Origin of the sequence: Paenibacillus sp. FSL P4-0081, from assembly GCF_000758565.1 — a bacterium.
GTDB lineage: Bacteria > Bacillota > Bacilli > Paenibacillales > Paenibacillaceae > Paenibacillus_AQ > Paenibacillus_AQ phytohabitans.
Genome location: NZ_CP009280.1, coordinates 5,888,801 through 5,913,394 on the forward strand (window position 1 = coordinate 5,888,801; position 24,594 = coordinate 5,913,394).

Annotated in this window: 17 protein-coding genes; 6 read left to right on the forward strand and 11 right to left on the reverse strand. The window is 51.0% G+C overall.

Annotation, left to right across the window (positions count from 1 at the left end; translation table 11 throughout):
* Positions 1–1,039: 1,039 nt before the first annotated feature.
* Positions 1,040–4,663: a glycosyl hydrolase 115 family protein gene (locus P40081_RS25225; RefSeq protein WP_042138971.1), complete on the reverse strand. Its 3,624-nt coding sequence runs from the start codon at positions 4,661–4,663 to the stop codon at positions 1,040–1,042.
* 132 nt (positions 4,664–4,795) lie between these two features.
* Between P40081_RS25225 and P40081_RS25230 the strand changes: the two genes are divergently transcribed.
* Complete coding sequence (locus P40081_RS25230) at positions 4,796–5,629, forward strand: helix-turn-helix transcriptional regulator (RefSeq protein WP_042138973.1); 834 nt, start codon at positions 4,796–4,798, stop codon at positions 5,627–5,629.
* A gap of 93 nt (positions 5,630–5,722) precedes the next feature.
* Here the strand turns inward: P40081_RS25230 and P40081_RS25235 are convergent, their stop codons facing one another.
* Together P40081_RS25235 and P40081_RS25240 are read right to left on the reverse strand one after the other, a co-directional pair.
* Entirely contained in the window at positions 5,723–6,916 is a 1,194-nt protein-coding gene (locus P40081_RS25235; RefSeq protein WP_042133759.1) for an IS256 family transposase, read from the reverse strand.
* A 416-nt stretch (positions 6,917–7,332) separates the two neighbouring features.
* The gene (locus P40081_RS25240) at positions 7,333–8,439 is read right to left on the reverse strand and encodes an AI-2E family transporter (RefSeq protein ID WP_042138974.1); all 1,107 of its coding nucleotides are present in this window, start codon (positions 8,437–8,439) and stop codon (positions 7,333–7,335) included.
* Positions 8,440–8,616: 177 nt separating this feature from the next.
* Between P40081_RS25240 and P40081_RS25245 the strand changes: the two genes are divergently transcribed.
* Positions 8,617–9,288, forward strand: a complete 672-nt coding sequence (locus tag P40081_RS25245) for a response regulator transcription factor (protein WP_042138976.1) — start codon at positions 8,617–8,619, stop codon at positions 9,286–9,288.
* Positions 9,285–10,355: a sensor histidine kinase gene (locus tag P40081_RS25250; RefSeq protein WP_197074266.1), complete on the forward strand. Its 1,071-nt coding sequence runs from the start codon at positions 9,285–9,287 to the stop codon at positions 10,353–10,355. The genes P40081_RS25245 and P40081_RS25250 overlap by 4 nt, the downstream gene beginning before the upstream one ends.
* A gap of 73 nt (positions 10,356–10,428) precedes the next feature.
* Here P40081_RS25250 and P40081_RS25255 read toward each other — a convergent pair whose 3' ends face one another.
* Positions 10,429–11,493, reverse strand: coding sequence for a suppressor of fused domain protein (locus tag P40081_RS25255; protein ID WP_042141447.1), 1,065 nt, complete (start codon positions 11,491–11,493; stop codon positions 10,429–10,431).
* A gap of 200 nt (positions 11,494–11,693) precedes the next feature.
* Here P40081_RS25255 and P40081_RS25260 point away from each other — a divergent pair, with 200 nt between their 5' ends.
* The 3 genes from P40081_RS25260 (at position 11,694) to P40081_RS25270 (ending at position 16,326) form a co-directional block, all read left to right on the forward strand.
* A complete protein-coding gene (locus P40081_RS25260) occupies positions 11,694–12,251 on the forward strand; it encodes an SMI1/KNR4 family protein (RefSeq protein WP_042138977.1) in 558 nt (185 codons plus the stop codon).
* Between the two features lie 551 nt (positions 12,252–12,802).
* A complete protein-coding gene (locus P40081_RS25265) occupies positions 12,803–14,560 on the forward strand; it encodes an ABC transporter ATP-binding protein (RefSeq protein ID WP_042138979.1) in 1,758 nt (585 codons plus the stop codon).
* Positions 14,560–16,326: an ABC transporter ATP-binding protein gene (locus P40081_RS25270; protein ID WP_042138981.1), complete on the forward strand. Its 1,767-nt coding sequence runs from the start codon at positions 14,560–14,562 to the stop codon at positions 16,324–16,326. The genes P40081_RS25265 and P40081_RS25270 overlap by 1 nt, the downstream gene beginning before the upstream one ends.
* Positions 16,327–16,416: 90 nt before the next feature.
* Here the strand turns inward: P40081_RS25270 and P40081_RS25275 are convergent, their stop codons facing one another.
* From P40081_RS25275 to P40081_RS25305, 7 genes are all read right to left on the reverse strand, one after another.
* Positions 16,417–18,006, reverse strand: a complete 1,590-nt coding sequence (locus tag P40081_RS25275; RefSeq protein WP_042138982.1) for a sensor domain-containing diguanylate cyclase — start codon at positions 18,004–18,006, stop codon at positions 16,417–16,419.
* A gap of 162 nt (positions 18,007–18,168) precedes the next feature.
* The gene (locus P40081_RS25280; protein WP_042138983.1) at positions 18,169–19,131 is read right to left on the reverse strand and encodes an acetylxylan esterase; all 963 of its coding nucleotides are present in this window, start codon (positions 19,129–19,131) and stop codon (positions 18,169–18,171) included.
* Between the two features lie 28 nt (positions 19,132–19,159).
* Positions 19,160–20,143, reverse strand: a complete 984-nt coding sequence (locus P40081_RS25285; RefSeq protein WP_197074406.1) for a glycoside hydrolase family 130 protein — start codon at positions 20,141–20,143, stop codon at positions 19,160–19,162.
* A gap of 65 nt (positions 20,144–20,208) precedes the next feature.
* Positions 20,209–21,042: a carbohydrate ABC transporter permease gene (locus P40081_RS25290; RefSeq protein ID WP_042138985.1), complete on the reverse strand. Its 834-nt coding sequence runs from the start codon at positions 21,040–21,042 to the stop codon at positions 20,209–20,211.
* 3 nt (positions 21,043–21,045) lie between these two features.
* On the reverse strand, positions 21,046–21,927 hold the full coding sequence (locus P40081_RS25295) for a carbohydrate ABC transporter permease (protein ID WP_042138986.1): 882 nt from the start codon (positions 21,925–21,927) through the stop codon (positions 21,046–21,048).
* Positions 21,928–22,057: 130 nt separating this feature from the next.
* Entirely contained in the window at positions 22,058–23,428 is a 1,371-nt protein-coding gene (locus tag P40081_RS25300; RefSeq protein WP_042138987.1) for an ABC transporter substrate-binding protein, read from the reverse strand.
* Positions 23,429–23,746: 318 nt separating this feature from the next.
* Complete coding sequence (locus P40081_RS25305; RefSeq protein WP_042138988.1) at positions 23,747–24,514, reverse strand: response regulator transcription factor; 768 nt, start codon at positions 24,512–24,514, stop codon at positions 23,747–23,749.
* Between the last annotated feature and the right edge of the window lie 80 nt (positions 24,515–24,594).

Below are 24,594 nucleotides of genomic sequence, written 5' to 3' on the forward strand. Positions count from 1 at the left end.
TGCTCTCAAAGTGGCACATTGTACTCGGTTTTTCGAATACATTGGGTTCGTTACCCCTCGCAGCGGCATATTGTATTCGGTTTTTCGCATACATTCGGGTCGATTGTCCTCGCAGTGGCACATTGTATTCGGTTTTTCGCATACATTTGGTTCGTTACCCTTCGCAGCGGCATATTGTATTCGGTTTTTCGAATACATTGGGTTCGTTACCCTTCGCAGCGGCACATTGTACTCGGTTTTCCACATACATTCGGGTCGTTTAACCTCGCAGTGGCATATTGTATTCGGTTTTTCGAATACATTGGGTTCGTTACCCCTCGCAGCGGCATATTGTATTCGGTTTTTCGCATACATTCGGGTCGATTGTCCTCGCAGTGGCATAATGTATTCGGTTTTTCGCATACATTCGGCTCGATTGTCCTCGCAGTGGCATAATGTATTCGGTTTTTCGCATACATTCGGGTCGCTTGTCCTCGCAGTGGCACATTGTATTCGGTTTTTCGCATACATTCGGGTCGCTTGTCCTCGCAGTGGCACATTGTATTCGGTTTTTCGCATACATTTAGCTCGTTTACCCTCGCAGTGGCACATTGCTCGATTGTACTCGGTTTTTCGCATACATTTAGCTCGTTTACCCTCGCAGTGGCACATTGTACTCGGTTTTTCGCATACATTCGGGTCGCTTGTCCTCGCAGTGGTACATTGTATTCGGTTTTTCGCATACATTTAGCTCGTTTACCCTCGCAGTGGTACATTGTATTCGGTTTTTCGCATACATTCGGCTCGTTCCCCCTCGCATATTACCCACTTCCGGCGGATTCAGGGGCACTTATGCTACTCATTCCAGCAGTTTGCCCACTTCCGGCGGATTCAGAGGAATCCCTCTATATCCGTAACAAAAAAACAGCAGCCCGGGAATTCCAATTCCCGGCTGCCGCTTTTATTCCCTTGATTCCCTTGATTCCTTAATTCCTTGATTCCTTAATACCTTAATTCCCTTAATTCCCTCGATTCCCCCGAGTTCCTCAATTCCCCGTAACTATCTTCGCTCCGAGTCCTTCCACTCCGCATCAACTGGCGGCAGCTCATCACCGGTGGTCAAGTAGATCCGGTCGATCCGCAGCTGCGACTTTCTGGCCAAGACGGAGAGCACATGCTCACCGGCGGTGAGCGCAAGGTCAGATATCGCACACCAGTAATATACATACGCGGTGTTGTACGTATGCAGCGTACCTCCGCCGAACTGTTCGGATATCGGCTGCACCTCGCCATCCAGCGCCAGATAGCAGGAGTCCGACTTGTCGTTATAATGCCGGAGCAGCATCCATACCTGATAAGCTCCCGGTGTGCTGACGCTCAGCCGGTAATGCATCGCCGGAGCCTGCTCCGGATGATCCCAGCGGATTCCCGGCATGGCAACGTGCATCGCCAGCCCGGTCCGTCCGTTCGTTTCCGCCTGCAGATGGCTCCAGCTCAGGCCGCTTCCGTCCGCAGCCGTTGTAAGATAAGCATTCGCTGAATTCTCCAGGGCATACTCCGCTTCAATCGCCAGAACCCCGTCCTGTTCAACGAAGACACCCGAACCAAATTCCTGAAGCCAATCCTTACTCCCGTCATTTCCGCTGATATTAGCATAACGCGGCTCACCTAGCTCAGTCTGCGGGGAATTCACAAGCGTATTAAAGATCTGAGTGTTCATCGTCTGGAAGAACTCCCGGTCCGCATACAAGACATTGGGAGGCGGAACCTCATCTATACTGGTTAAGTATAACCCGCTACGCAACCGTTCCAGTTCATCCCACTGCACATCTGGACCCTCCAGTCCATACGCGGGAACCAGTGTTTCGCCATGTCTGCTGTAAATTGGACCCAGATTACTTCCGCTCTGCTCGGTCATATAGAGCACAACTTTGGTAAGGGTCACATAACGGTCCACCATATAAATTTTTAGGGTATGGGCTCCGGCAGAGAGGAACGGAAGCTCCACCATGATTTTCTCGCCATTATCGAACACAGCTTCCTTCCAGTTGCCGAGCCATTCGTCACGGGTCTCACTCTCTACAATAAAAGGCTCTTCTTCATCCATGCCGACGCCGAAGCGGATCTGCCCCGTGGAATCCAGTGTGAGGAAACGGTATATTTCCAGCTCAAACTTCCCGCTATGCTGCAAATACAGATCATATTCCAGATGAGGATTCTCCTTGTCCAGGCCATCCAGCGGACGGAGCCCAGAATGCCAGGCCATTACCGCATCCCCTTCATGTCTTCCGAGGCCCGGCACGGTTATCCAGCCGAACTTCGCTTCATCCCCTGCTACACCATCATGGAAAATATTCCGGTCATAACCCGCTGCCGGGATGGATACATACCCGTCCGCTTCAATATAAGCGGCAGCTCCTTCGGGTAGCTCTACGGCTTCCTCAACCTGAATCTTAACCGGAATCACACTGCCGTCCCTGTGATCATGGACATTAATAACTCTCTGCTTACCCGCATGCTCCGCAGGGTTCAATACCGATACGAGAATTCTCTTCTCGGTATGGATCGTCCCTTCACTCTCAGAGAGGGTAATCCAGTCCTTACCTTCAGTGACTTCGATAGAATAAGGAATGCTGCCTGCACCCTGGTTACCAAGCTCGATCCACTTCTGCGTCATCCCATAAACTGAGAATGAGAGCACCTCATCATCATTCCACAGATTCACCTTTACACCGCTTCCGGAAATACTCAGGGCAGGCTTTCTTGCCGGAAACATCGCTATCGGCGGCGGCGGGAAGCTCTCAGGCGTGAGGATGCCCTCCCATTTCCCCTCGCTCATCTTATGATTGTAGTAATGCAACATGCTCCGCTTGTAATCAAGCATTTTACCGGATAGCTCCGTGTACTGGTCTGCTGCCTGCATATTCCCCCGCGCGTAGGAGAGGTTACTCCGGTCAGCATAATAGAACTCATGGTTGGTATAGTAGGATGCGTGAATCTTCATCAGGAACAATTGGAAGAATGCAGCACGCTCCTCCGGCGGCAGGCTGTCCAGAATGGCATTTCCCCGTCTATAAATATCCTCAAGCTTCATCAGCCTCCGTCCGGCCTCATCACCCAGCACCGTTTGCGTGAAAACATCCGAATTCATATGTTCAATCTTCCGCACATTGGTTACCTGGGCAAAAACTTCATATAACTCAGCCGCTACAGCACCGTGATTACCGGAGAAGTTCGTATTGATCCAGTGCTCGGTGAACTGCCTGGTGTTCCTGGTGATTCCCGTTTCTTTCCCTGCTTCCCAGCCGTAGCGGACGAAGAATTCCATATCCTGCTCCAGCGGCTTGAGCCCGCCGATATTCTGCACCCATATATTGCGGATTCCCGATTCATAGGACTTCTGCAGTTCATTGCCGGTGTGGGCCAGGGGGATCGAATTGATAAACAAATAGCTCATCGCTGTTCCCCCGTGCGCCCAGTAGGATGAATGGTAATACAGCCCGTGCCCGCCGCTGCGCCCCCGTTCCGCCTCATTCGGATAACGGCGCACATGCCCGAAATTGTCGTTCGCCCAGATCAGTGTGACATCCTCCGGCACTTCAAGACCGAGATTGTATAGATCCAGCACCTCTTTATAGGGGACAAAAGTCTGCAGCACCTCCGCCCCTTTAGCTTCCCCGAGTACTTTCGTCAGAATTTCCCGCTGATCTTTAACAATCTCACCGAGCAGGCGAACCTTAGCCGCAGTCTTCTCCTCCGCGCTTAAGGAATCATCTTCATCGATCGCCTTCGTATGAAATCCTGAATCATGAATCCCGCGCATGCCCATCGTAAAGCTGACTTCGTAATCCTTATTCTGTTCCACGCTTTCCTGCCAGTAATCCAGTAGAATCTCGCGGTTTCTGCCTTCAATAGAGTAGTCATATACGGCATCCGTATACCCTTTGCTCATGATCCACGGTGTCCATTCGTTCTGGTTGCTGCGCAGCAGCATATCACAGTGGGAAGTCCCGACAACAATGCCCATTTGTTCAGCAAGAGCACCATTCTCCAGGTTACCGTTAAAATAATTCACATGCATCGCCGGCCAAATGTAATTGGCTTTCAGGCGGAGCAGCAGCTCAAATATTTTCTCGTATGCCTCAGGGCCAATCGTATCGTCAGCGGTATGCAGCTTCGCCCAATCGTTCAGCTCCTCTTCATCATTCAGAAAGATGCCTCTGTATTTCACAGACGGCCAATCCGCCTTGGAGTAATCCGCAGGGAGACTGAAGGTGTCTTTAACTTTAACCGGAACATCCGCCCAGTAATACCACGGAGAAACGCCGAGTTGCTCACATAAATCGTATATTCCAAAAATCGTTCCTCTTCTGTCTGCACCGATGATGTACAATACACCGTCTACAAGCTCCTGTAGAAAACCCTCCCAGCGGTAAGCGCCTTCAGCTCTAAGCTTGTCAAGCGATAACCGCTTCCCTGAAATGTTCTCAGCCACCGCCTCGTTATCTGCCGTCCCGATTACAATACTGCATTGACCGATCTCTTGGGAAAGGACCGCCTTACAGCCGCATACCGCCGCAATATCCCGAATCAGATTGTTAACCGCTATATGTACCGCGCTATTCTCTGTTTCGGACATGTAGATTTGGATTGTGGTGTTTCTCTTAACTAATTCGTACGACAAGTTGCTTGCCTCCTATATCAACTCTATATTTATTGACTCGAATATACAGCAAATCACAGCAATAATCTTTTAGTATATTGTTCATTTCACGATTTGTTGTATTATATTGCTATAGATAAGGGAGGCGTCATTATGAAAGCTGATTTATATCAAGCCCATCCGTTATTCTCCATGGAATACGAGAAACATGACTCCAACTACGAGATGCCGGCGTTCCACTATCACAACTCTTATGAGCTATATTTTCTTGAAGACGGCTATCATCATTTCGTGGTCAATGACGCCTTGTATGACATCACGATGCATGACGTGGCCTTATTCAAGCCCAATTCCTTTCACAAAAGCCGGGGCAACCACTCCTGCGCCAGGACCTGCCTGTATTTCACCGACCGTTTTCTGCGGCTGCACTTCACGGACCGTTCGATTCAGTCGCTGCTGAGCTGCTTCGACAAAGAAATCATCTTTACCAGCAAAGAAACTTTTCCGAGAATTAAGAAGCTGCTGCTGCTGCTCGACAAGGAGAACATTGATGATCCCTCTAACCGGATTTTCATCTATTTAGCGGATATCCTGAATATCCTGAATGAGAATGTAAGATCACCCAGAGTGGAGCATGTGCCTGCGGCCTACGCAAACTTCGCCCCGATCCTGCTATACATCAGTCAGAACTATAACCGGATCAGCAAAATCGGAGAAATCGCCGAAGAGTTTTTCATGTCCAAATATTATTTATGCCATGTCTTTAAAGAAGCGACTGGTCTCACCCTGATCCAATACCTGAACAATATCAAGATCCAGCATGCCTGCAATCTGCTTGTGAATTCCAATCTGTCCATTCTGGAGGTCGGGAATGCCTGTGGCTTCAACTCCTCCATGTATTTCTGTAAAATCTTCAAGCAGGCACTATCGGTAACGCCCAGCGAGTTCAGAAAACAGGCCGCGGGTAGCGTCAAGAAGTTTGTGTAAGAGAGTAGAAGTACCTCCCCGGGTTACGGGTTGGGGGTGCAGGTGTTTCTGGGGGTCGGGGGAACCCCGACCCCCAGAAACTGGATTCATCCGCTATTCTTCTTCGGGTGTGGGCAAGGAAGGGTAGCGTGCTTCAAATAACTCGTTTAGCTTCTTTTTGACGGGTTCCATCCCAAAGCCAGGAACGACCCGCTGCCCATGACGTTCATTGTAGTCAAGCATTTCGAGATACACGATTTTCTCTGCCGCATCCATATTCGTCAAACTGTTCATCGGTTTAAGGCGTTTGCGGATTTCCTTGTTCATTCGCTCAATCGGATTCGACGTATAGATCGCTTTGCGAATGGGCTCCGGGTACTTGTAGAACGTCAGGAGTGTGCACAACTGCTCCTCCCAGGACTTCATTTCTTTCGAATACAGCTTGTTCCACTTGGCTTTGACCGTATCAAAGTTAGCCCGGGCCACGACCTCATCCGGTGCGGTATACACGGTCTTCAGGTCTTCAAGGACATCGGTTTTGTGCTCGATCCGGATTTTGGGGAACGTGGCCCGCACCTTGTGCACCACACAGTGCTGCACATCCGCCTGCGGGTACGTCTCTTTAAACGCCGCATCCAGCCCGGGAAGCCCGTCAAACACACCGAGCAACACTTCCTGCGCTCCACGGTCGTACAGGTCTTTAAGGACCTCACGCCAGCCGTTCGAACTCTCTTGACCGCCGACGTAGAACCCTAGGATTTGACGTTGTCCCTCTTCGTCAATCCCCATCGCAAAATAAACGACCTCACCGCGGACCGTACCCCGTTTGAGCTTCACGTACAGCCCATCCAGGTAGATCACAGAGTAGCGCTTGCTCAGCGGCCGTTTCTGCCACTGGTGGATGTCGTCCAGGACGGTAGCCGTAATGTTGCTAACGGTCGTTGGAGAGTAATGGCTTCCAAACATACTTTCAATAAACCGGGCCACATCCCGCGTCCCCATGCCGCTTTTATACATCTGGATGACCGCTTCCTCCAGCCACCCGTCCCGCCGCTGGTACGGCTCAAACATCTGAGTTTGAAACAATCCTTGGCGGTCGCGGGGGACCTCCAGGTCCTCTAGATTGCCGTATTTCGTGTGCAGGTTTCGGGTGTAGTATCCGTTACGGCTATTGCGTGTACCTGCTTCCTCGCTCGCCATGAACGCCTGCATTTCTGCACGCATGATGGACTCCAAGTGGTCTTTCACAAAATCGTTAACAAGTTTTTCAAATAGATTATTCAGTGAGCTTTCGGGTAAAATAGTCATTGGTAGGGTTCCTCCTTGGTGGTTTCGCAATCCTGAGGATACCCTACTTTTTTGTTGCCTGACTAGGCTCCAAATACTGGTACACAACTTATTTTACGCCATCAGGCCGCGCAGTAAGCGTTATGAATTTCCGGCGCTATTAGTGGGATTTATCCCTCTATTTTCACCATTCGGGCCATTTCCAGCGCTATTAGTGGGATTAATCCCTCTATTTTCACCATCCGGGCCATTTCCGGCGCTATTAGTGGGATTTATCCCTCTATTTTCACCATTCGGACCATTTCCGGCGCCGTTAGTGGGATTTATCCCTCTATCTCTCACCATCAGAGCCAATCCCGGCTCAGTTACTAAGCATCATCAAGTCCAAAAAGACCGGAAAGCCTAAAAACGGCCTCCCGGTCTTACCCGCACACAGCTTAATCCCCCGCTTCCGCAGGCACCTCCGGTTCCTTTTCCCAGCGCTGCCGGACAAACAGCTGATATAGCTTGACTGTGATAATCTTCAGCATCATGTAGACGGGAATAATCAGCAGAATGCCGATAATTCCGCCGAAATCGCCGCCCGCCAGGACCAGAATGATCGTGGTCAGCGGATGGATATCCATGCTTTTCCCGAAGATATAAGGCGCCACCAGGTTATCCTGAATCTGCTGCGCCACCAGCACAACTACAATCGACCAGATGGCCGTGGACGGCGACTCGATCAGACCGAAGATGAAGATCGGCACCGTGGACAGAATCGCCCCGATAAATGGAATGAAGTTCATCAGCACAGCCACCAGTGTCAGCAGCAGCGCATACGGCAGCCCAATCAGCAGAAAACCGAAATACATCAGCACGCCCAGCGCCAGATTGACCAGCACCCTGCCGACGATGAAGCTGCTCATCACCCCGTCGATTTCAGCAACAACGGACGCACCTTCCTCATGATAACGTTTTGGAAAGAAGCTAACGAGCTTGTCGCCGAACTTCCCGCCTTCCTTGAGCATGTAGAACAGCAGGATCGGAAAGGTAAAGAGTACAATGGCGAAATTGGAGACGAAGGAGAATAGCCCCGACACATAGACCGTCAATAGCGAAAAGCCTTTATTCAAATAATCCATCAGCTGGCTGGCCGGATTCATATCCGCAGGAATCAGCTTCGACAACAAATCGCTGTCCTCCAGCTTCGTCAGCTGCTCTCCCACGGCATTGAATACGCCAGGCATATTATTAGCCAGATTCACCAGCTGATTCTGCAGCGACGGCCAGACGCCTACCGTGAATCCCAGCAGCAGCACCGCGATAACCAGATAGACCAGCAAGATAGCAACTGTCCTGTTCAGCCTGCGGGAGGCCAGGTAATCAATCAAGGGACGCAGCAGATAATAGAAGAAGACGGCCAGCATTAACGGCACAATGACAACACTGAACAGCGAGATAATAGGTGTGAAAATAAAGTCCACCAGTGAGCTTACATAGATAATTCCCAGCACCAGCAGCACTGCAATACAAATGCGGATAAACAAATTCAGTTTGGCCATGAGTGACTCCCGTTTTCATATTTGAACCGGCGGTTCTTTTCCCTATAATATAGTGCGTCATTCTTAATTCAGACTAAATCGAGTCTAAAGAAAAGCTAAAGATTTTGTCTTTAGCCTTTTTTTACATTAGAATGATGGGGAAACGCGGTCAAATCCGACAACCTTTGGAGTGAAACCATGATAAAGATCCTTGTTGTAGAAGACGATAAGCATGTACGCAAGCTGATGAACGCTGTGCTGAAACGGGAAGGTTATGAAGTGGTCACGGCCGGGAACGGAAAGGAGGCCCTGGAGGCTCTTGAAGTCCAGCATATCGATCTGATTATTCTGGATATTATGATGCCGGAGATGGACGGGTATGAATTTGCCGAAGAGCTCAAGGAAGCGGACAATCGAATTCCCATCCTAATGGCCACAGCCAAACAGCTACCTGAGGATAAGAAAAAAGGCTTCCGGCTCGGAACCGATGATTATATGACCAAGCCTGTGGATTCAGAAGAAATGCTGCTGAGAATCCAGGCCCTTCTCCGCCGCTCGCAGATTGCGAGTGCCCGTAAGCTGGTGATCGGCAGGGTTCATCTGGACTATGACACATTAACCGTGACCCGGGACGAGGACAAGCAGACGCTTCCGCAGAAGGAATTCTATCTGCTCTATAAGCTTTTATCCTATCCGGAGCGCATCTTCACCCGCATCCAGCTGATGGACGAGATTTGGGGGATGGACAGCGAAAGCACGGACACCACGGTGAATGTGCATATCAACCGCCTGCGCAAACGTTTTGAAGCCTATCCGGAGTTCGAGCTGGTCTCTGTCCGCGGGCTCGGATATAAGGCGGTGAGAACATGAACATGATCAAGAGGCTGACGGGTAAAATCGGCCTGTCGCTCTACTTCTCGCTTGCTGTATTTATCATTTTCCTCATTACCGTGCTGATTACCGGTGTATTGGTCTATCTGTTGACGGTCTTCGGTGTGCTCAATGAACGTATCATTCAGGATTTCAAAGTCCTTACCTTTATCACATTAATTGCCTGCATCATGATCGGCACCGTCACCTCGGGTCTGGCCAGCCGGAGGATGCTGAAATCCATCCGTACCTTCATCGATGCCACCAACCAGCTGGCAGGAGGAGATTTCACCACCCGGCTGCGGCTCAATAATCCGCCCGAATTCAAGATTCTCTCTGCTAATTTCAACCGGATGGCGGATGAGCTGGGCGGCATTGAGATTCTGCGCACGGATTTCATCAACAATTTCTCGCATGAGTTCCGTACCCCGATTGTGTCGATTAAAGGGTTCGCCGAAATTCTCAAGGATGATGAGCTGAGCAAGGAAGAACGGAATGAATATCTGGATATTGTCATTGAGGAATCCACCCGTCTGGCCGCCCTCGCCTCCAACGTCCTGAGCCTGTCCAAAGTGGAGGCCCAGACGATATTAACGGGCCGCGAGCCCTTCAACGTTGGCGAACAGATCCGCCAATGTGTCTTACTTCTGCATCCCAAAATGGAGAAAAAGCATATATCCATCACAGCCAACGTACAGGACTATGAGGTGCCGGGGAATAAAGAGATGCTGAATCAGGTCTGGCTGAATCTGCTCGACAATGCCATTAAGTTCACTCCGGAGCATGGCGAAATCGAAGTTTCGATGCGGCAGGCCGAAGACAAGATCGAAATCAGCTTCCGGGATAACGGTGCCGGGATCAGTGCGGCTGCACTTCCCAGGGTGTTCGACAAGTTCTATCAGCAGGATACTTCCCACTCCACCGCCGGTAATGGGCTGGGGCTTACCATTGTCCGTAAAATCACTGAGCTGCACGGCGGAACCGTCACCTGTGATAGTGTTCCGCTGCAAGGAACCACCTTTACCCTGCTGCTCCCTGCCTCAAAGAAGCTGCCGTCCACCAAATAAAACATCCCCACAAAGTGGGGCCTTATCTTCGATGATTACTCAACAAAGGGCGGTCCACATGACCGCCCCCCTATTAGCCGATGGTATCCACTACCTTGCCCTCCTGGTCTTTGATATACGTCTTTCTCACCCGTATCATCAGTTCTTTGGCAGTGGACAGCTTGAACTCGCTTTCCTTAGGCTTAAGCTTCGATTCCAGCTCCAGAACAGCAGCTTCACTTAGGCTGATGCGGATGTTCCCGCCGTCTTCCTTGCAGCCAGTCTCTTGTGCCGGTTCCAGCACAACCTGCAGCTTAGGGCTGGTGAGTGTCAGCTTCCTGCCCTTCAGCAGACGGCCGCGCAGCAGCCTGGCTACCGTTGCTGCCTGCTGTGCCCCCATGGCCAGGACGGCTGGCGCTTTGCTGAGCAGACGATTTCTGCCAGGCTCGAAGTCCAATTGATCCACATACAGGATGCCTGTCTGGGACCCGTCACGTTCAATCCCCTGCCGCACTGCATCCTCTATTACCGGAAGCCGCAGCAGTGAATCCCGTCCAAGATCGGTGATAAATGCAGGTAGTACTTCTTGGCTGGCCTGCAGGAATGCGTTGGTATTCCAAGACATCATGGCTTCAAGTTCATCGGCGGTAATCCCCACCATTTGCAGAAACTCTACCCGTCCATTCGGGGTATCCATAGCCGGAAGCTCCGGATCACCGGTAAAAGCCAGAGCGGTCAGTCTCGTGTCTGCACCCAGACAGATAGGACCGTTCGCATCCAGATAATGTCCGGAAGCAAAAACATTGCCGCTGCTGAACACATATCTGGCCATGTTCTGCAGCAGGTTCATCGCCCAGGCCGGAGGCTCCTCTTCTCCGGCAGTACGTGCCAGCCGGAAGGTCAGCTCAAATCCGTAGCCGCTGTATTCCGGGTCCTCTGATTCCTTGTCATATAGCTCAGAGAATCCGAAGGTTACAAAGTGCCAATGGGGATAAGGCAGCTCCGCCTTATAGGCACTGATTCCGTTCAGCGGGTCCTTTCCCCCCAGCATGTAAGGCAACAAGGCAGCATAATGCTTCGGCTCCTGTTGTCCATACAAACCCGACATCTGTTCCTCAATGGCATCCCAACCGGTTGCTTCCACTTCTTCTTCGCTCATTATGTTCCCTCCGGATTCAAATTTATGTATAACTGGCCCATTCAAGCCCTTAATCTCCCGTTCATTACCCGGAATTTCTCTATCATAAGCAGCTATAACCAGTGCAATGTTCAACTGCCTCCAGGTGATTGCCCTGATTAACCCACCGCTCTTGTTCATGTTACACTAAATCTACAAGACTTAAGGGGGGCTACCAGAAGATGAATGTAGAGTCGTTGTTTGAGATTTGTTACCAGAAGCATCCGGGGGCGCCTCAGCCTGAGCTGACACGCTTCGCTGAGGAGTGGCACAAGCCTTTGACGCAAGAGGAAATCGCGGAGATTACCGGACGGCAGCGGAATCCTTTTCCGGTTACCGATCCGCTTCATGCCGTATACCGGCCGTTCGATCCGGCACTCTGGACCATTCCGGACATGCCGTTGCCTGCTGACTACCTGCATTTCCTGCGTTACTCCAACGGCGGAGAATTCGGCAACGGTGAACGGTATGTCCAGCTGTTCGGTACGGACCAGTTACGCTCCATGATGCTTGCATACGAATTCCCTGAATACATGCCGGGCGGGGTTCCCTTTGCCATGGACGGCAGCGGCCATCACTATATCTGGGATATGCGCACGGCCCGGGAAGACGGTGCCTATCCCATCCTCATCGCCCATTCCGGCAACCTGGGTTATGACGACGCAGCATGGATTGCCGGCAGCTTCGAAGAGCTATGCCGGGGAACCGTCTCGGCGGAAGATGTCCTTTATAATTCTTGAAGCAGTGAGGTATAAATCGCATCGCCGAACTTGCTAATTGTTGTACAAATTGCAACTTTGATCCCAAGAACCACAGGTGTTCAGAAGGATTGTTGTATGAAATACAACAATTATCCCGCTACAACGCTTAAATGGAAGTGGAATGTTGTATTTTGTACAACAATTTCGAATTTTGGCCGATTTGACGAGGGAATTGTTGTATTTTGTACAGGATTTTGATGACTCTTACCAGACTAGAGGCTATCCCAAGCTGAACGGCCACCTCATGGCGGCTCCTAGGATGGTCTCTTTGTCATAGCAAGTCTCATGGCCGCTCCCGAGACGGCCTCTTTGTCATATCCGGTCTCATGGCCGCTCCCGGGACGGCCTCTTTGTTATATCCGGTCTCATGGCCGCTCCCGGGACGGCCTCTTTGTTATATCCGGTCTCATGGCCGCTCCTGGGACGGCCTCTTTTTCATAGTATTTTCAGCTTGTTTCAGCAAAAGTTAATTTTCAGTTTATCATTCTCCGGTACGATCATAGCAACAAACACGCAAAGGAGTCATTCTTATGTTGAAATTACTGAAGAATCTGGAGCCCAAAGAATGGTTCTTATTCGGCATCAGCCTCATGTTCATTATCGCGCAGGTCTGGCTGGATCTCGAGCTGCCCGGCTACATGAGTGATATTACCCGGCTGATCCAGACCCCGGGTAGCGAAATGAGTGAGATCATTACGGCCGGAGCCTGGATGCTGCTCTGTGCGCTCGGCAGTCTGGCGACCTCGATTGTCGTGGCAGGGATTGCCGCCAGAATCGCGGCCGACCTGTCAGCCAGATTACGCGCCAAATTGTTCGATAAGGTGCAGTCCTTCTCGATGGAGGAGATCAGCAACTTCTCGACCGCCAGCCTGATTACCCGCTCCACGAATGATATCACCCAGGTCCAGATGCTGATTGTTATCGGCTTGCAGCTGCTGGTCAAGGCGCCAATCCTTGCCGTATGGGCTATTCTTAAGATTACGGGTAAAAGCTGGCAGTGGACGCTGGCGACAGGGGCCTCTGTTGGGCTGCTGGTGCTGATTGTCGCCGTCTGCATCACTCTCGTTCTTCCTAAATTCAAGAAACTGCAGCAGTTAACCGACAATCTGAACCGCGTATCCAGAGAGAATCTGAACGGTCTGCGGGTCATCCGGGCTTACAATGCCGAGAAATACCAGGAAGAGAAATTCGCCTCCGCCAACAACGAGCTAACCAGCACCAATTTGTTTGCCAACAATGTAATGACAACGCTGATGCCGAGTATTTCCCTGATTATGAGCGGACTCAGCCTCTCCATCTATTGGATTGGTGCTGTAATTATTCAAGCAGCCGACGGCACCGCCAAGATGGGCTTGTTCTCGGATATGATTGTCTTCTCATCGTACGCGATGCAGGTCGTTATGGCTTTTATGATGCTGATCATGATCTTCATTCTGCTGCCCCGCGCCCAGGTATCGGCCAAACGTATTAATGAAGTGCTGGAAACCGTGCCTAGCCTGAAGAACGGATCAGTCACTCATTTCCCTGTGAAGCGTGAGGATGAGCTTGAATTCAGAGGGGTTAGCTTCAAATATCCGGACGCAGAGGATTATGTGCTGGAGAACATCAGCTTTACCGCGAAGCAGGGCGAGACGGTTGCTTTTATCGGCTCAACAGGCTGCGGCAAGAGTACGCTCGTTAACCTCATTCCCCGTTTCTATGATGCTACCGAAGGCGAAGTGCTCGTGAACGGCATCAATGTCAAAGAATACGACCAGCAGGTGCTGCGTAATAAAATGGGCTATGTCTCCCAGAAAGCGGTACTGTTCGGCGGAACGGTGGCTTCGAATATCGCTTTTGGCGAGAATGGTGCCGGTCAGGTGCTCAGCTCCGATATTGTAGATGCGGTGTACACATCCCAATCCTCTGAATTTGTGGAAAAGCTGGAGGGCAACTATGAGGCCCACATCGCCCAAGGCGGCTCCAATCTGTCCGGCGGACAGAAGCAGCGGCTGTCGATTGCCAGAGCGATTGCCCGGCGCCCGGAAATTCTGATCTTCGATGATTCGTTCTCGGCGCTTGACTATAAGACGGACCGCAAGCTGCGCAGCGAGCTGAAGAAAGACGCTCATGCGTCCACGATGCTGATCGTTGCCCAGCGCATTGGCACGATTAAAGACGCCGACAAAATCATCGTGCTGGAAGCCGGGCAAATTGCCGGTATGGGCACGCATGACGAATTAATGCAAACCTGCGCCGTCTATCAGGAAATTGCTTACTCACAGCTGACCAAGGAGGAGCTCGCCTAATGAAGATGAAAACCAAAGCTAAAGGACAGAATACCTGGAGCAAGCTGCTCCGTTACTGCCGTAAATACGTTCCGGTGATCGTCATTGCGCTGATCTGCGCGGCGGCCGGAACCGTGCTCACCCTGCTCGGTCCGGATATGCTCTCCGAGATTACGGACAAAATCACTGCCGGTCTCGCAGGCGGGATCGATATGGACGGCATTGCAGCCATCGGCATTACCCTCGTCGTGATCTACGCCATCAGTGCGGTGCTCTCACTCTCGCAGGGCCTGATCATGTCGAATATTACCCAGAAGGTCTCCAAGAAATTAAGAACCGATCTGGCTCATAAGATGAACCGGCTTCCGATCTCCTACTATAATAAGTCGGCCACAGGGGACATCCTCTCCCGGGTAACGAATGATGTGGATACCATCGGCCAGGCAATGAATCAGAGCATAGGTACAGTCGTAACTGCCGTAGCCATGTTCATCGGTTCGATCATCATGATGCTCCGGACCAATGTAATTATGACCCTTACCTCTATCGTAGCGACAATCATCGGCTTCGGCCTGATGGCGGTTATTATGAAGAAATCGCAGAAGTATTTTGCCAGCCAGCAGGAATTCTTGGGCAAAATCAACGGTCATGTTGAGGAAGTCTATACCGGACATAACGTTGTAAAAGCCTACAACGGTGAAGCGCAGATGCGCACCACCTTCCAGGAATTAAATCAGGGATTGAAGAACAGCGCCTTCAAAGCGCAATTCCTCTCCGGACTGATGCCGCCGCTGATGGGCTTTATCGGTAATCTCGGTTTCGTCGCCGTCTGTGTCGTTGGCGCTGTACTGGCCTTGGATGGAACTATCTCCTTCGGGGTTATCGTCGCCTTCATTATGTATGTTCGTTACTTCACCCAGCCGTTATCCCAGATCGCCCAGGCCGCGCAGAACCTGCAATCGGCATCAGCCGCAGGCGGACGCGTGTTTGAATTCCTCGAAGAAGCAGAAATGGAAGACGAGACCCGCAAAGAGAACACACTGGCAACAGCGGCAGGCAAAGTAAGCTTTGACCAGGTGAAATTCGCTTACGATAATTCCGGGAACCTGGTGATCAAAAACTTCTCGACAGAAGTGAAGCCGGGGCAAAAGGTGGCCATCGTCGGCCCGACCGGCGCAGGCAAAACTACGCTCGTCAATCTGCTCATCCGCTTCAACGAGCTGACCGGCGGAGAAATCTACATCGATGACACACCGATCAGCAGTCTGACGAGGGAGAACATCCACGATTTGTTCTGCATGGTGCTGCAGGATACCTGGCTGTTTGAAGGCACAATCAGGGAGAACCTGATCTACAATCAGCAGAATATCACGGACGAGAAGCTTGTAGAAGCCTGCAAGGCGGTTGGCCTGCACCGCTTCATTCAGAGCCTTAGCGACGGATATGATACCGTCCTGAACGATAAGGTCAACCTGTCCGCCGGACAAAAGCAGCAGCTGACCATTGCCCGCGCGATGCTGAAGGATGCACCGATGCTCATTCTTGACGAAGCTACCAGCTCCGTGGATACCCGGACTGAGCTGCTGATTCAGCAGGCGATGGATCAGCTAATGGAGGGCAGAACCTCCTTCGTCATCGCCCACCGGCTGTCCACGATCAAGAACGCCGATGTGATTCTGGTCCTGAAGGACGGCGATATCCTGGAAAGCGGCAGCCATACAGAATTGCTGGCGAAGAACGGATTCTATGCAGAGCTGTATAACAGCCAGTTTGAGCAGGCTTCCTAAGCGGAGCTTGCCCTGCAATATGGAGCTTCCTTCACATAAAAACCGCAAAACAACGGCAGGCTCGTAAATGAGCCTGCCGTTGTTTCGTGTTCATTCAGCGATAACCGTTCGGTTCCTCCCCCCGCTCTTTGCCAGATACAGCGCCTGATCCGCCTTCTCCAGCAAGCCCTCCTGTTCAGGGGAATGCGATGGATAATGCGCGACGCCCTGAGAAACCGTAACCTGCACAGGAACCGGTGCCTCGCTTTGTTCTACTGCCCGGCGAATGCGTTCAGCTGCGTTAAAGGCTTCTTCAGGCGTGGTGCGGGCCAGGAGAATAACGAATTCTTCACCGCCATAGCGGTAACAGATATCGTCCGGGCGGAGAGAGGCCGCCACCACCCTGGCAATATGTATTAACACTTCATCACCACTGTTATGGCCATAGGTGTCGTTAACAAGCTTGAACTTATCTACATCCAGCATGACAAGTGAAAAGGGTAAATCTGCGGTTATCCATTGATTTATCGTTTGTTCAAGGGATCTCCGGTTCATCAGGCCTGTCAGAGCATCCGTCGCAGCTTCCTGGGTCAGTTGATCGGTCTGCTCCTGAATATTGGCCAAGGCTAGCAATACACCATTGGTCAGCAAATAGGCTTCCCGGCTCCAATACTGCTTCGCTTCCCGTAATTCTATCTTTTCCTTCCCCATCTTGCTCACCACATTGGCCAGGTAGACAAAGGGGCTCGCAAACTTGCGCGCCAAGAGAATAACGCCCAGCAGCATGATGATAAACGGGAATAAGGAATACCCGATCAGGATACGAATGTGGCCGATCAGTTCCTTATGGATTTGACCAATCGGTGAGACAACCACTATTCCCCATCCATTGGACGGAACGCTCGAGTAGCCGGCAAGCAGCTCGGTGCCCCGGGTATTCCGCACCTGTTGCTCCCCGCTCTCCTTATTCATCAATCTTTGGACAACTGCATTGCTGCTGACACTCTCTCCGATAAGCTGCTTGTCCGGGTGATACACCAGATGCCCGTCCGAATCCACAATATAATAATAAGCGCCGGAATCCTCCTCCTGGCCGTTGTCAAAAATTTCAGACAGGACATTATTCTCCTGCAGATAGATCGTGCCGCTTAACATTCCGAGATATGTACCGGTGTTACCAACGATCGGTTGGCTCAAAAACACGATCAGCCGCTTAGTGTTTGCTGTCAGATACGGGGAGGATATATACGGTTTTTGGACCGCTAAGGCTTCCAGACTATTGCTGGAGGTGATGTGCTTACCTGCTGTTCCCAAGCTGACAGGTGATACATTGCGGATTAATCCGCTTGCTTCGACCACTGTCATAGAATTGAAGAAATTGCTGCTGCTGCGCATCAGATCTAAATATTCATTCACTTTCTCCGGTGCCATGGTCTCGATACCGGACAATATACCGGCATTGTATTTCAAGCTGCCCTGCATGGATAGAAATAAGGAATCCATCGTCCTCGACATACGGTCAGCATTAATATAATTCAGATGGAGCGTCGTCTCCGTCAATGATCGTTTCTTGGACTCATATGAACCCACCAGAAGAATACCCGAAGTTAGCAGAATTACCAGCGTCACGAGCCCCGTTAGCAGCGTTGTGAGACTCAGCTTATTACTTATGAGAAGCGCATTATTTAACCTATTAAGCAACCTGCAATCCTCCTTGGTGTCTGAAAACATAGTTACTTAATATTACAATGAATTATAGTATTGTTCGGGAATGGATTATTTGCAGGAGAATTAATGATTAGTTTCAGAAAAAAGACAACAAAAAACAGCCCGTTCACAATGGTGAACGGGCTGTTGTTCATCTCACAACACCATAAATGCATGCAGTGTCCGGTCGGCAAGATACGGAAGGTACTCATGGCCGTATTCGTGATATACCAGAAGTTCCTTGTCCGCCGTGATTTTATTATATGCAGCAAATTGGGTCGAAGGAGGACAGATGGTATCTGTCAGCCCGGTTACCCACAGCACCTTAGCCTGCACCCGGTCTGCCAGATTCTGAATATCGATATAGCCCAGGCGGCCAAAAATTTCTTCCTCTCGCAGATGATGCGGGTCGAAGAAGCGGAAATAATAGTTCAGCTCCTCATAGGCAGAGGTTGTAATATTCGTCTCCCAGGCCCGCTTATAATCGGAGAGGAACGGATATACAGGTACGGCCACCTTAATGCGCGGCTCCAGCGAGGCACAGGCAACAGTAAGCCCGCCGCCCTGCGATAACCCAAAGGCGCCGACCCGCTCCGGGTCAACCTCCGGCATGGCCATCAGGATACGCGCGGTCTGGGCGGTATCGAGAAATACATTGCGGTAGTACAGATGATCCGGGTCCGGATCATCGATCCCGCGGATGATATGCCCCCGGACCGTTGTGCCCTGAACGCTCAGGTTATCCTCGGACAACCCGCCCTGGCCGCGGCAATCCATGGCAAGTACGCTGATCCCGTGGGCGGCATACCCCACCTTCTCCAGCCAGTCGCCGCTGTCACAGGCGTAGCCGTGGAACATGACCACTCCCGGACCGCCCTTCCCGCCGGATAGGGTCTTGGGCCTTACATATTTACAGTGTATTCTGGCTCCGCCGACACCGGTGAAATACAGATGAAAGCAATCCGCCAACGGGCTCGTAAATTCCGCCGGCACCAGCTCATAACCCAGCGGCTGCGCATCCAGCTCGCGCAGCGCGCGCTCCCAGTAGTCCTCAAAGTCCGCGGGCCTCGGGCTGCTGCCTTCGTATGCCTGCAGTTGCGGCAGTGATCTTTCGTTCATGCTGACTCTCCTTAGGGTTGATGATGTCCTAGATCTTGCCCAGGCCGGCATCATCGCCCACTTCCTCATGGGTGTCGATGACGTAGTTCACAATATCCTGCACAGTGGTGTAAGCTACGCCTACATAGGTATCAGCAGCGCCGTAGTAGATGGCGATGCGGCCGGTTTCGGCGTCGGTCAGCGCTGCACAAGGGAACAATACGTTGTTAACGAAACCTCTCTCCTCATACCATTCTTCCGGGGTAAGCACGAAGTTTCTCGAGCGGTATTTGACTCTCGACGGCTCGTCCTTATCCAGAATCACCGCACCCATGCTGTACACGAGGCCGTTGCAGGTTCCTGTAACCCCGTGATAGAACATCAGCCAGCCTTCGCTCGTTTCGATGGGGGCAGGACCGCCGCCGATCTTGGTGCTCTGCCACCAGCCTTGTCCGCCCTTGGTCATGACATGACGGTGTTTGCCCCAGTATACGAAGTCCGGGCTTTCGCTCAGGAAGACATCGCCGAACGGCGTGTGTCCGCTGTCGCTCGGCCGGGACAGCATCACGAAGTTGCCATTCAGCTTCTTGGGGAACAGCACACCGTTGCGGTTGAAGGGCAGGAACGGATTCTCCAGGCTGATGAACGTTTTGAAATCCTGTGTCTTGGCTACCCCGATGGCAGCACCATAGAAATCTGTACACCAGATGATGTAATAGGTGTCTTCCACCTTCACCAGACGCGGGTCATAGGCATAACGCGGTGCATACGGCTGGCCCGCTTCGTCTATAAACTGAATCGGCCCGTCATCGATTGTCCAGTCCAGACCGTCCGCACTATGGCCCATCCGCAGGTGAGGGCGGGTAGTGTTGTCCTCTACACGGAACACGCCGAGAAAGCTGCCCTCATAGGCAATAACGGCACTGTTGAAGATCCGGGCAACGCCTTTGGCCGGATTACGTTTGATGACCGGGTTGTCACTGTGTCTCCACACCGGATGGTCATTGCCTGCGGGTCTGTCCTGCCAAGGCATGTTCGGGATATTCTGGTCAGTAGTCAGCTTAACTTCTTTCAATGTAGGATTCCTCCAAATGTTTTTTATTTTACTGAACCTTGTGCAAAGCCGTTGTAAATGTACTTTTGCAAGGAGACGAAGGCAACCAGCGTCGGAATGATCGCAATCATAATCGCCGCACAGATGACTTCCCACTGCGAGCCGTAAGGCCCTTTAAATTTGAACAGCGCGGTGGAAACGACCTGCAGGCTGCTTTTTGGCATGTACAGGAAAGGCGTGTAAAAGTCATTGTAGATGTTAACGCCCTTCACGATAATGACCGTAACAATGGCAGGGCTCAGCAGCGGCAGAATAATTCTCCAGTAAATCGTCCAGTACGATGCCCCGTCCAGCATGGCCGATTCATCCAGCGACTCGGAAATCGAGTCAAGGAACTGCATGAAAATATATACGGCGATAATGTCTGTTCCAAGATACATCAGAATGGGCGCCCAGCGCGTATTGAACAAATCCAGCGAGTTGATGATCTGGAAGGTAGCAACCTGTGTGGTTACCGCCGGAATCAGGGTTGCCAGCAGAAAAGCGCCCATCAGCAGGCTGCTGCCTCTGAATTTGAAGCGGGCGAGAATATAAGCCATCATCGATCCGGTCAGGGTAGCGCCGGCAATGGAGATCAGTACGATGATGATGGTGTTCATGAAGCCCAGCAGCATTTTGCCGTCGACAAAAGCTTTGGTATAGTTGGTGAAATTCAGCCAGTTCTCCGGCATGGTAAGCGGTCCGGTGCTGGCATACTCCGCATTGGTTTTGAGCGAGGCGAAGAAGACGACAATGATCGGAATTAGGGCGGCAAGCGCGCCTAAGACTAAGGTGAGGTACTTGAAGAAAGAAGCTGCGCTGTATTTGAATGGTTGCATCTCTTACTTCTCCTCCTTAATCAGCACACGCTGCAGAATGGTCACGACAATAACAATACCCAGAAGCACTACAGCCATTGCCGAAGCAAGACCCAGCTTGCTGTATTTAAAGGCCACATCGACGGTCTGAATGACAAAGGTACCGCTGCCGTTAGAGCCGCCGGTCATGACATACGGAATTTCGAAGACACCGATCGCTCCGCTCACCGCGAGGATCAGATTGAGCTGCAGAATACGCTTGATGCTCGGGATGATAATATGTCTGAACTGGTGCCAGCGGTTCGCACCATCAATTTCCGAAGCTTCATAAATATCGCTGCCGATCGAGGAAATCGCTCCGAGGAAGATGATGAAGTTCATCCCCATGTATCTCCAGACGGAAGCAAAGGCGAGGGAAATATTGATCAGATGCGGATTCAGCAGCCACTTCTGCTGCCATGCGCCGAGTCCAACCAGGTCAAGCAGTGTATTAAGGGTTCCCTCCGGCTTGAAGAAGAACAGGAAGATGAACCCGATGGCTACCCCGTTGAGCAGTGTCGGGAAGAACAGAATGCCTTTGAACCAGTTCTTCAGACGGACATTGAAGCTCAGGATGGTCGCGAAATACAGGGCCAGTCCCATTTGCACAAAGGTGGCGAAGAAATAATACAGACTGACCTTAAACACGGCGAAATACTCCGGTTTGGTGAAGATCGTCTTATAGTTGTCGAAACCGACATAATCCATTTTCTTGCTGAAGCCGTCCCAGCTTGTGAAGCTGTACTGGAACATTTTGAATACGGGTAAATATGAGAACGTCAACAGCAGCAGTACCGGAACTAACGAGAACAGCAGGATGATCAATATCCGCTGATTTTTATAGCTTAAGTTGGACAATCTCTCCACACCTCCTAAGAACACTAGCTTTATTACTCCATATCCATACCCTGCCTGTACCCGCAAAAGCGAAGGGGAAAATGCGCTGACGCATCTCCCCGTTCTCTTGAATCTGTCTTCACTCTGCGAGGTTTAAAGCTTATTGTGCAGTTGTAATCTTAGCTCTTGCCGCTTTCCATTTGTCGTTCAGGTCCTTCATGATATCGTCATAGGAATCCTTGCGGTTGCCGATGGCGGCTTCAATGATTACCTTCTTGAAGTCAGGCTGCCAGAGGCCGATCTCTGCCTCTTTATCGATTGCATCCACCCAGCCCTCTTCACCGGCTTTGGCGGGTGCAAGGGTGTCGAAGGTTACGTCCGTGCCTTCAAATTGCTTGAGGATTTCCGGAAGCTCAGCGCCCTTAACCGGGCTCATGCCTCCGCCTTCAGTGGTCGGATAGCCGGATTCATTAATGAACCAGTCTACCCAGGCTCTTGCCGCTTCCTTGTTCTGGCTGTGGATGCTTACACCCAGGTTATAATCGTCGGACAGGGGAACCAGAATTTTGTCTGCGTTGGTAGGGAAAGGCATGAAGCCGACATCATCCGGATTGGCAGCCAGGCCTTTGATCTGGCCGATGGCCCAGGAGCCGAGCATCATCGTCCCGATTTTACCGTTCGCCAGATCAGCCTTGGAGGATTCCCAGTCCGTAGTCGTAGGATCTTCTTCAATCAGTCCGTTCTTCGCGGCGTCGTACATTACTTTGTACAGGTCGTAGTGGGGTTGTCCCGGCACGAAGTTATCATCCGAGGCAACCTGAGCGATATTTACATAATCGCGGTCTCCGGCAACCGTAGCCAGATCGGATTCCCATTGGGTGAGCGTCCAGCCTGCTGCATAGTTCGTGTACAGCGGAACTGCATCCGTCTTGTCTTTGATGCTCTGCAGAGCGGTCTGGAACTGTTCAAAGGTTCTTGGAACCTCAGTGATACCCGCATCTTTGAATACCTGCTTGTTGTAGATCACACCGGAGAAGTTAACAGTGACCGGAATTCCGTAGGATATGCCGTCAACCGTGCGTTCCTCCAGGCCCGTATATTGCTGCTCCAGATCGGACATTTTACCCAGCGGCTCAAAAAACTCCGGCAGGTCCTTGATCGCCACGCTGGTTGGCAGCAGCAGCACATCACCGTAATCGCTCGTGCTCATCCGGATTTTGATCTGGTCCTCATAGTTCGACAGCGCTTCAAAATTTACTTTGACATCCGGATATTTCTCGTTGAACTTGGCTGCGTAATCCTTGAATACGGTATCAACGATATCCGTTCTTTGGGTGATTACCGTGATTTTGCCTTTAATATCCTTGGCTGCATCTCCCTCAGGAGCAGCAGTAGCCTCCGTGCCTGTCCCCGTATTGCCTGCGTTAGTTGCTGCTGCATTATCCGCATTGTTATTGCTCGAACAGCCTGCGAATAAACCCGCCATCAGCGTCAATGCTGCTAAACTTGTAACTGCCTTTGTCTTCTTCATTGCTGGTTAGACCCCTCTCTCCGATTCACAGATCATAATAACAATAAACTAACAAACTTTCACGGGATTAAAGATTAATTCACCACACAAGAGCTTAATTAATGCCTATTCTCGTGAAAAAGAGTGTTGGTATCGCTTACAGACTAATTATAGATCGTATCCAACCCTAAAACGATGGTTTGAATTGTTTTTTCTGGTCTTCAATTTGTTATTTTTGTTTTTATTAATTTGTTATTCAATACAAAAAAACGTCAAAAAAGAGGGCTTTCGCCCTCCGCCATTCATTTCATCCTGTTAACATGCAGTTATCCGTACCGCTTATTCTTTGGGAATTCTGCAGCCGCTCTTATAATCCTTGGGAGTCATGCCGCATATTTTTTTGAACAGCTTGTTGAAATATACAGGATCATTATAGCCGACCCGTTCAGCAATTTCGTAATTCTTGAGTTCAGGCTGCGCGGTCAGGAGCTCCTTGGCCTTCGCAATCCGTATACCAATCAGATAATCGGTAATCGTCTGTCCGGTCTTGTATTTGAACAGGCGGCTGATATAGCTGGCATTCATTCCGACCGTCTCCGCCAGGCGCTCCAGCTCGAAGTTATGGCTGTATTCCTTCTCCAGGATCACTTTGGTCTGTTCGACCACGTGATGTTCCCTGCCTCCCGGAGCCTGCAATACCGGCTGTTCCGTTCCGGAAGACTTCAGCAGCCTGTTCTCCTCTACCCGCTTCAGCAGTTCGTATAACTGGGCTTTCTCGATTGGCTTCAGCAGATAATCCATCACACCGAAACGGATCGCCCGCCGGGCGTATTCGAAATCGTTGAACCCGCTCAGTACCGCAATGGGCAGATTCTTCATATGGCCTCTGGCTTCTTCAATCAGCTTAAAGCCGTCCATTCTAGGCATCTTGATATCCGTAATCAGCAGATCAAGATCCCCTGATGACATCGCTGAAAGGTGATTCCACGCCTCCAGACCGTTACCATACGAGCCGATAACCTCCACTTCCACATCCATTCTGGAAGTAATCTTCTCAAGCCCGCGGCGAATCACTTCCTCATCATCCGCAATCATGATTCTGATCACTTGGCAAACCGCCTCCAGCCTTATTATCGCTTGCACAATGATTGCGTTACCATTTCAATTATAGGCTTCATCCCGGCAAT

Coding starts and splice junctions, on each gene's coding strand:
- P40081_RS25285 (WP_197074406.1), bottom strand. CDS start 20,143: ATGCCTTGGCAGGACAGACCCGCAGGCAATGACCATCCGGTGTGGAGA.
- P40081_RS25265 (WP_042138979.1), top strand. CDS start 12,803: ATGTTGAAATTACTGAAGAATCTGGAGCCCAAAGAATGGTTCTTATTC.
- P40081_RS25255 (WP_042141447.1), bottom strand. CDS start 11,493: ATGAGCGAAGAAGAAGTGGAAGCAACCGGTTGGGATGCCATTGAGGAA.
- P40081_RS25250 (WP_197074266.1), top strand. CDS start 9,285: ATGAACATGATCAAGAGGCTGACGGGTAAAATCGGCCTGTCGCTCTAC.
- P40081_RS25230 (WP_042138973.1), top strand. CDS start 4,796: ATGAAAGCTGATTTATATCAAGCCCATCCGTTATTCTCCATGGAATAC.
- P40081_RS25270 (WP_042138981.1), top strand. CDS start 14,560: ATGAAGATGAAAACCAAAGCTAAAGGACAGAATACCTGGAGCAAGCTG.
- P40081_RS25240 (WP_042138974.1), bottom strand. CDS start 8,439: ATGGCCAAACTGAATTTGTTTATCCGCATTTGTATTGCAGTGCTGCTG.
- P40081_RS25300 (WP_042138987.1), bottom strand. CDS start 23,428: ATGAAGAAGACAAAGGCAGTTACAAGTTTAGCAGCATTGACGCTGATG.
- P40081_RS25245 (WP_042138976.1), top strand. CDS start 8,617: ATGATAAAGATCCTTGTTGTAGAAGACGATAAGCATGTACGCAAGCTG.
- P40081_RS25280 (WP_042138983.1), bottom strand. CDS start 19,131: ATGAACGAAAGATCACTGCCGCAACTGCAGGCATACGAAGGCAGCAGC.
- P40081_RS25260 (WP_042138977.1), top strand. CDS start 11,694: ATGAATGTAGAGTCGTTGTTTGAGATTTGTTACCAGAAGCATCCGGGG.
- P40081_RS25235 (WP_042133759.1), bottom strand. CDS start 6,916: ATGACTATTTTACCCGAAAGCTCACTGAATAATCTATTTGAAAAACTT.
- P40081_RS25290 (WP_042138985.1), bottom strand. CDS start 21,042: ATGCAACCATTCAAATACAGCGCAGCTTCTTTCTTCAAGTACCTCACC.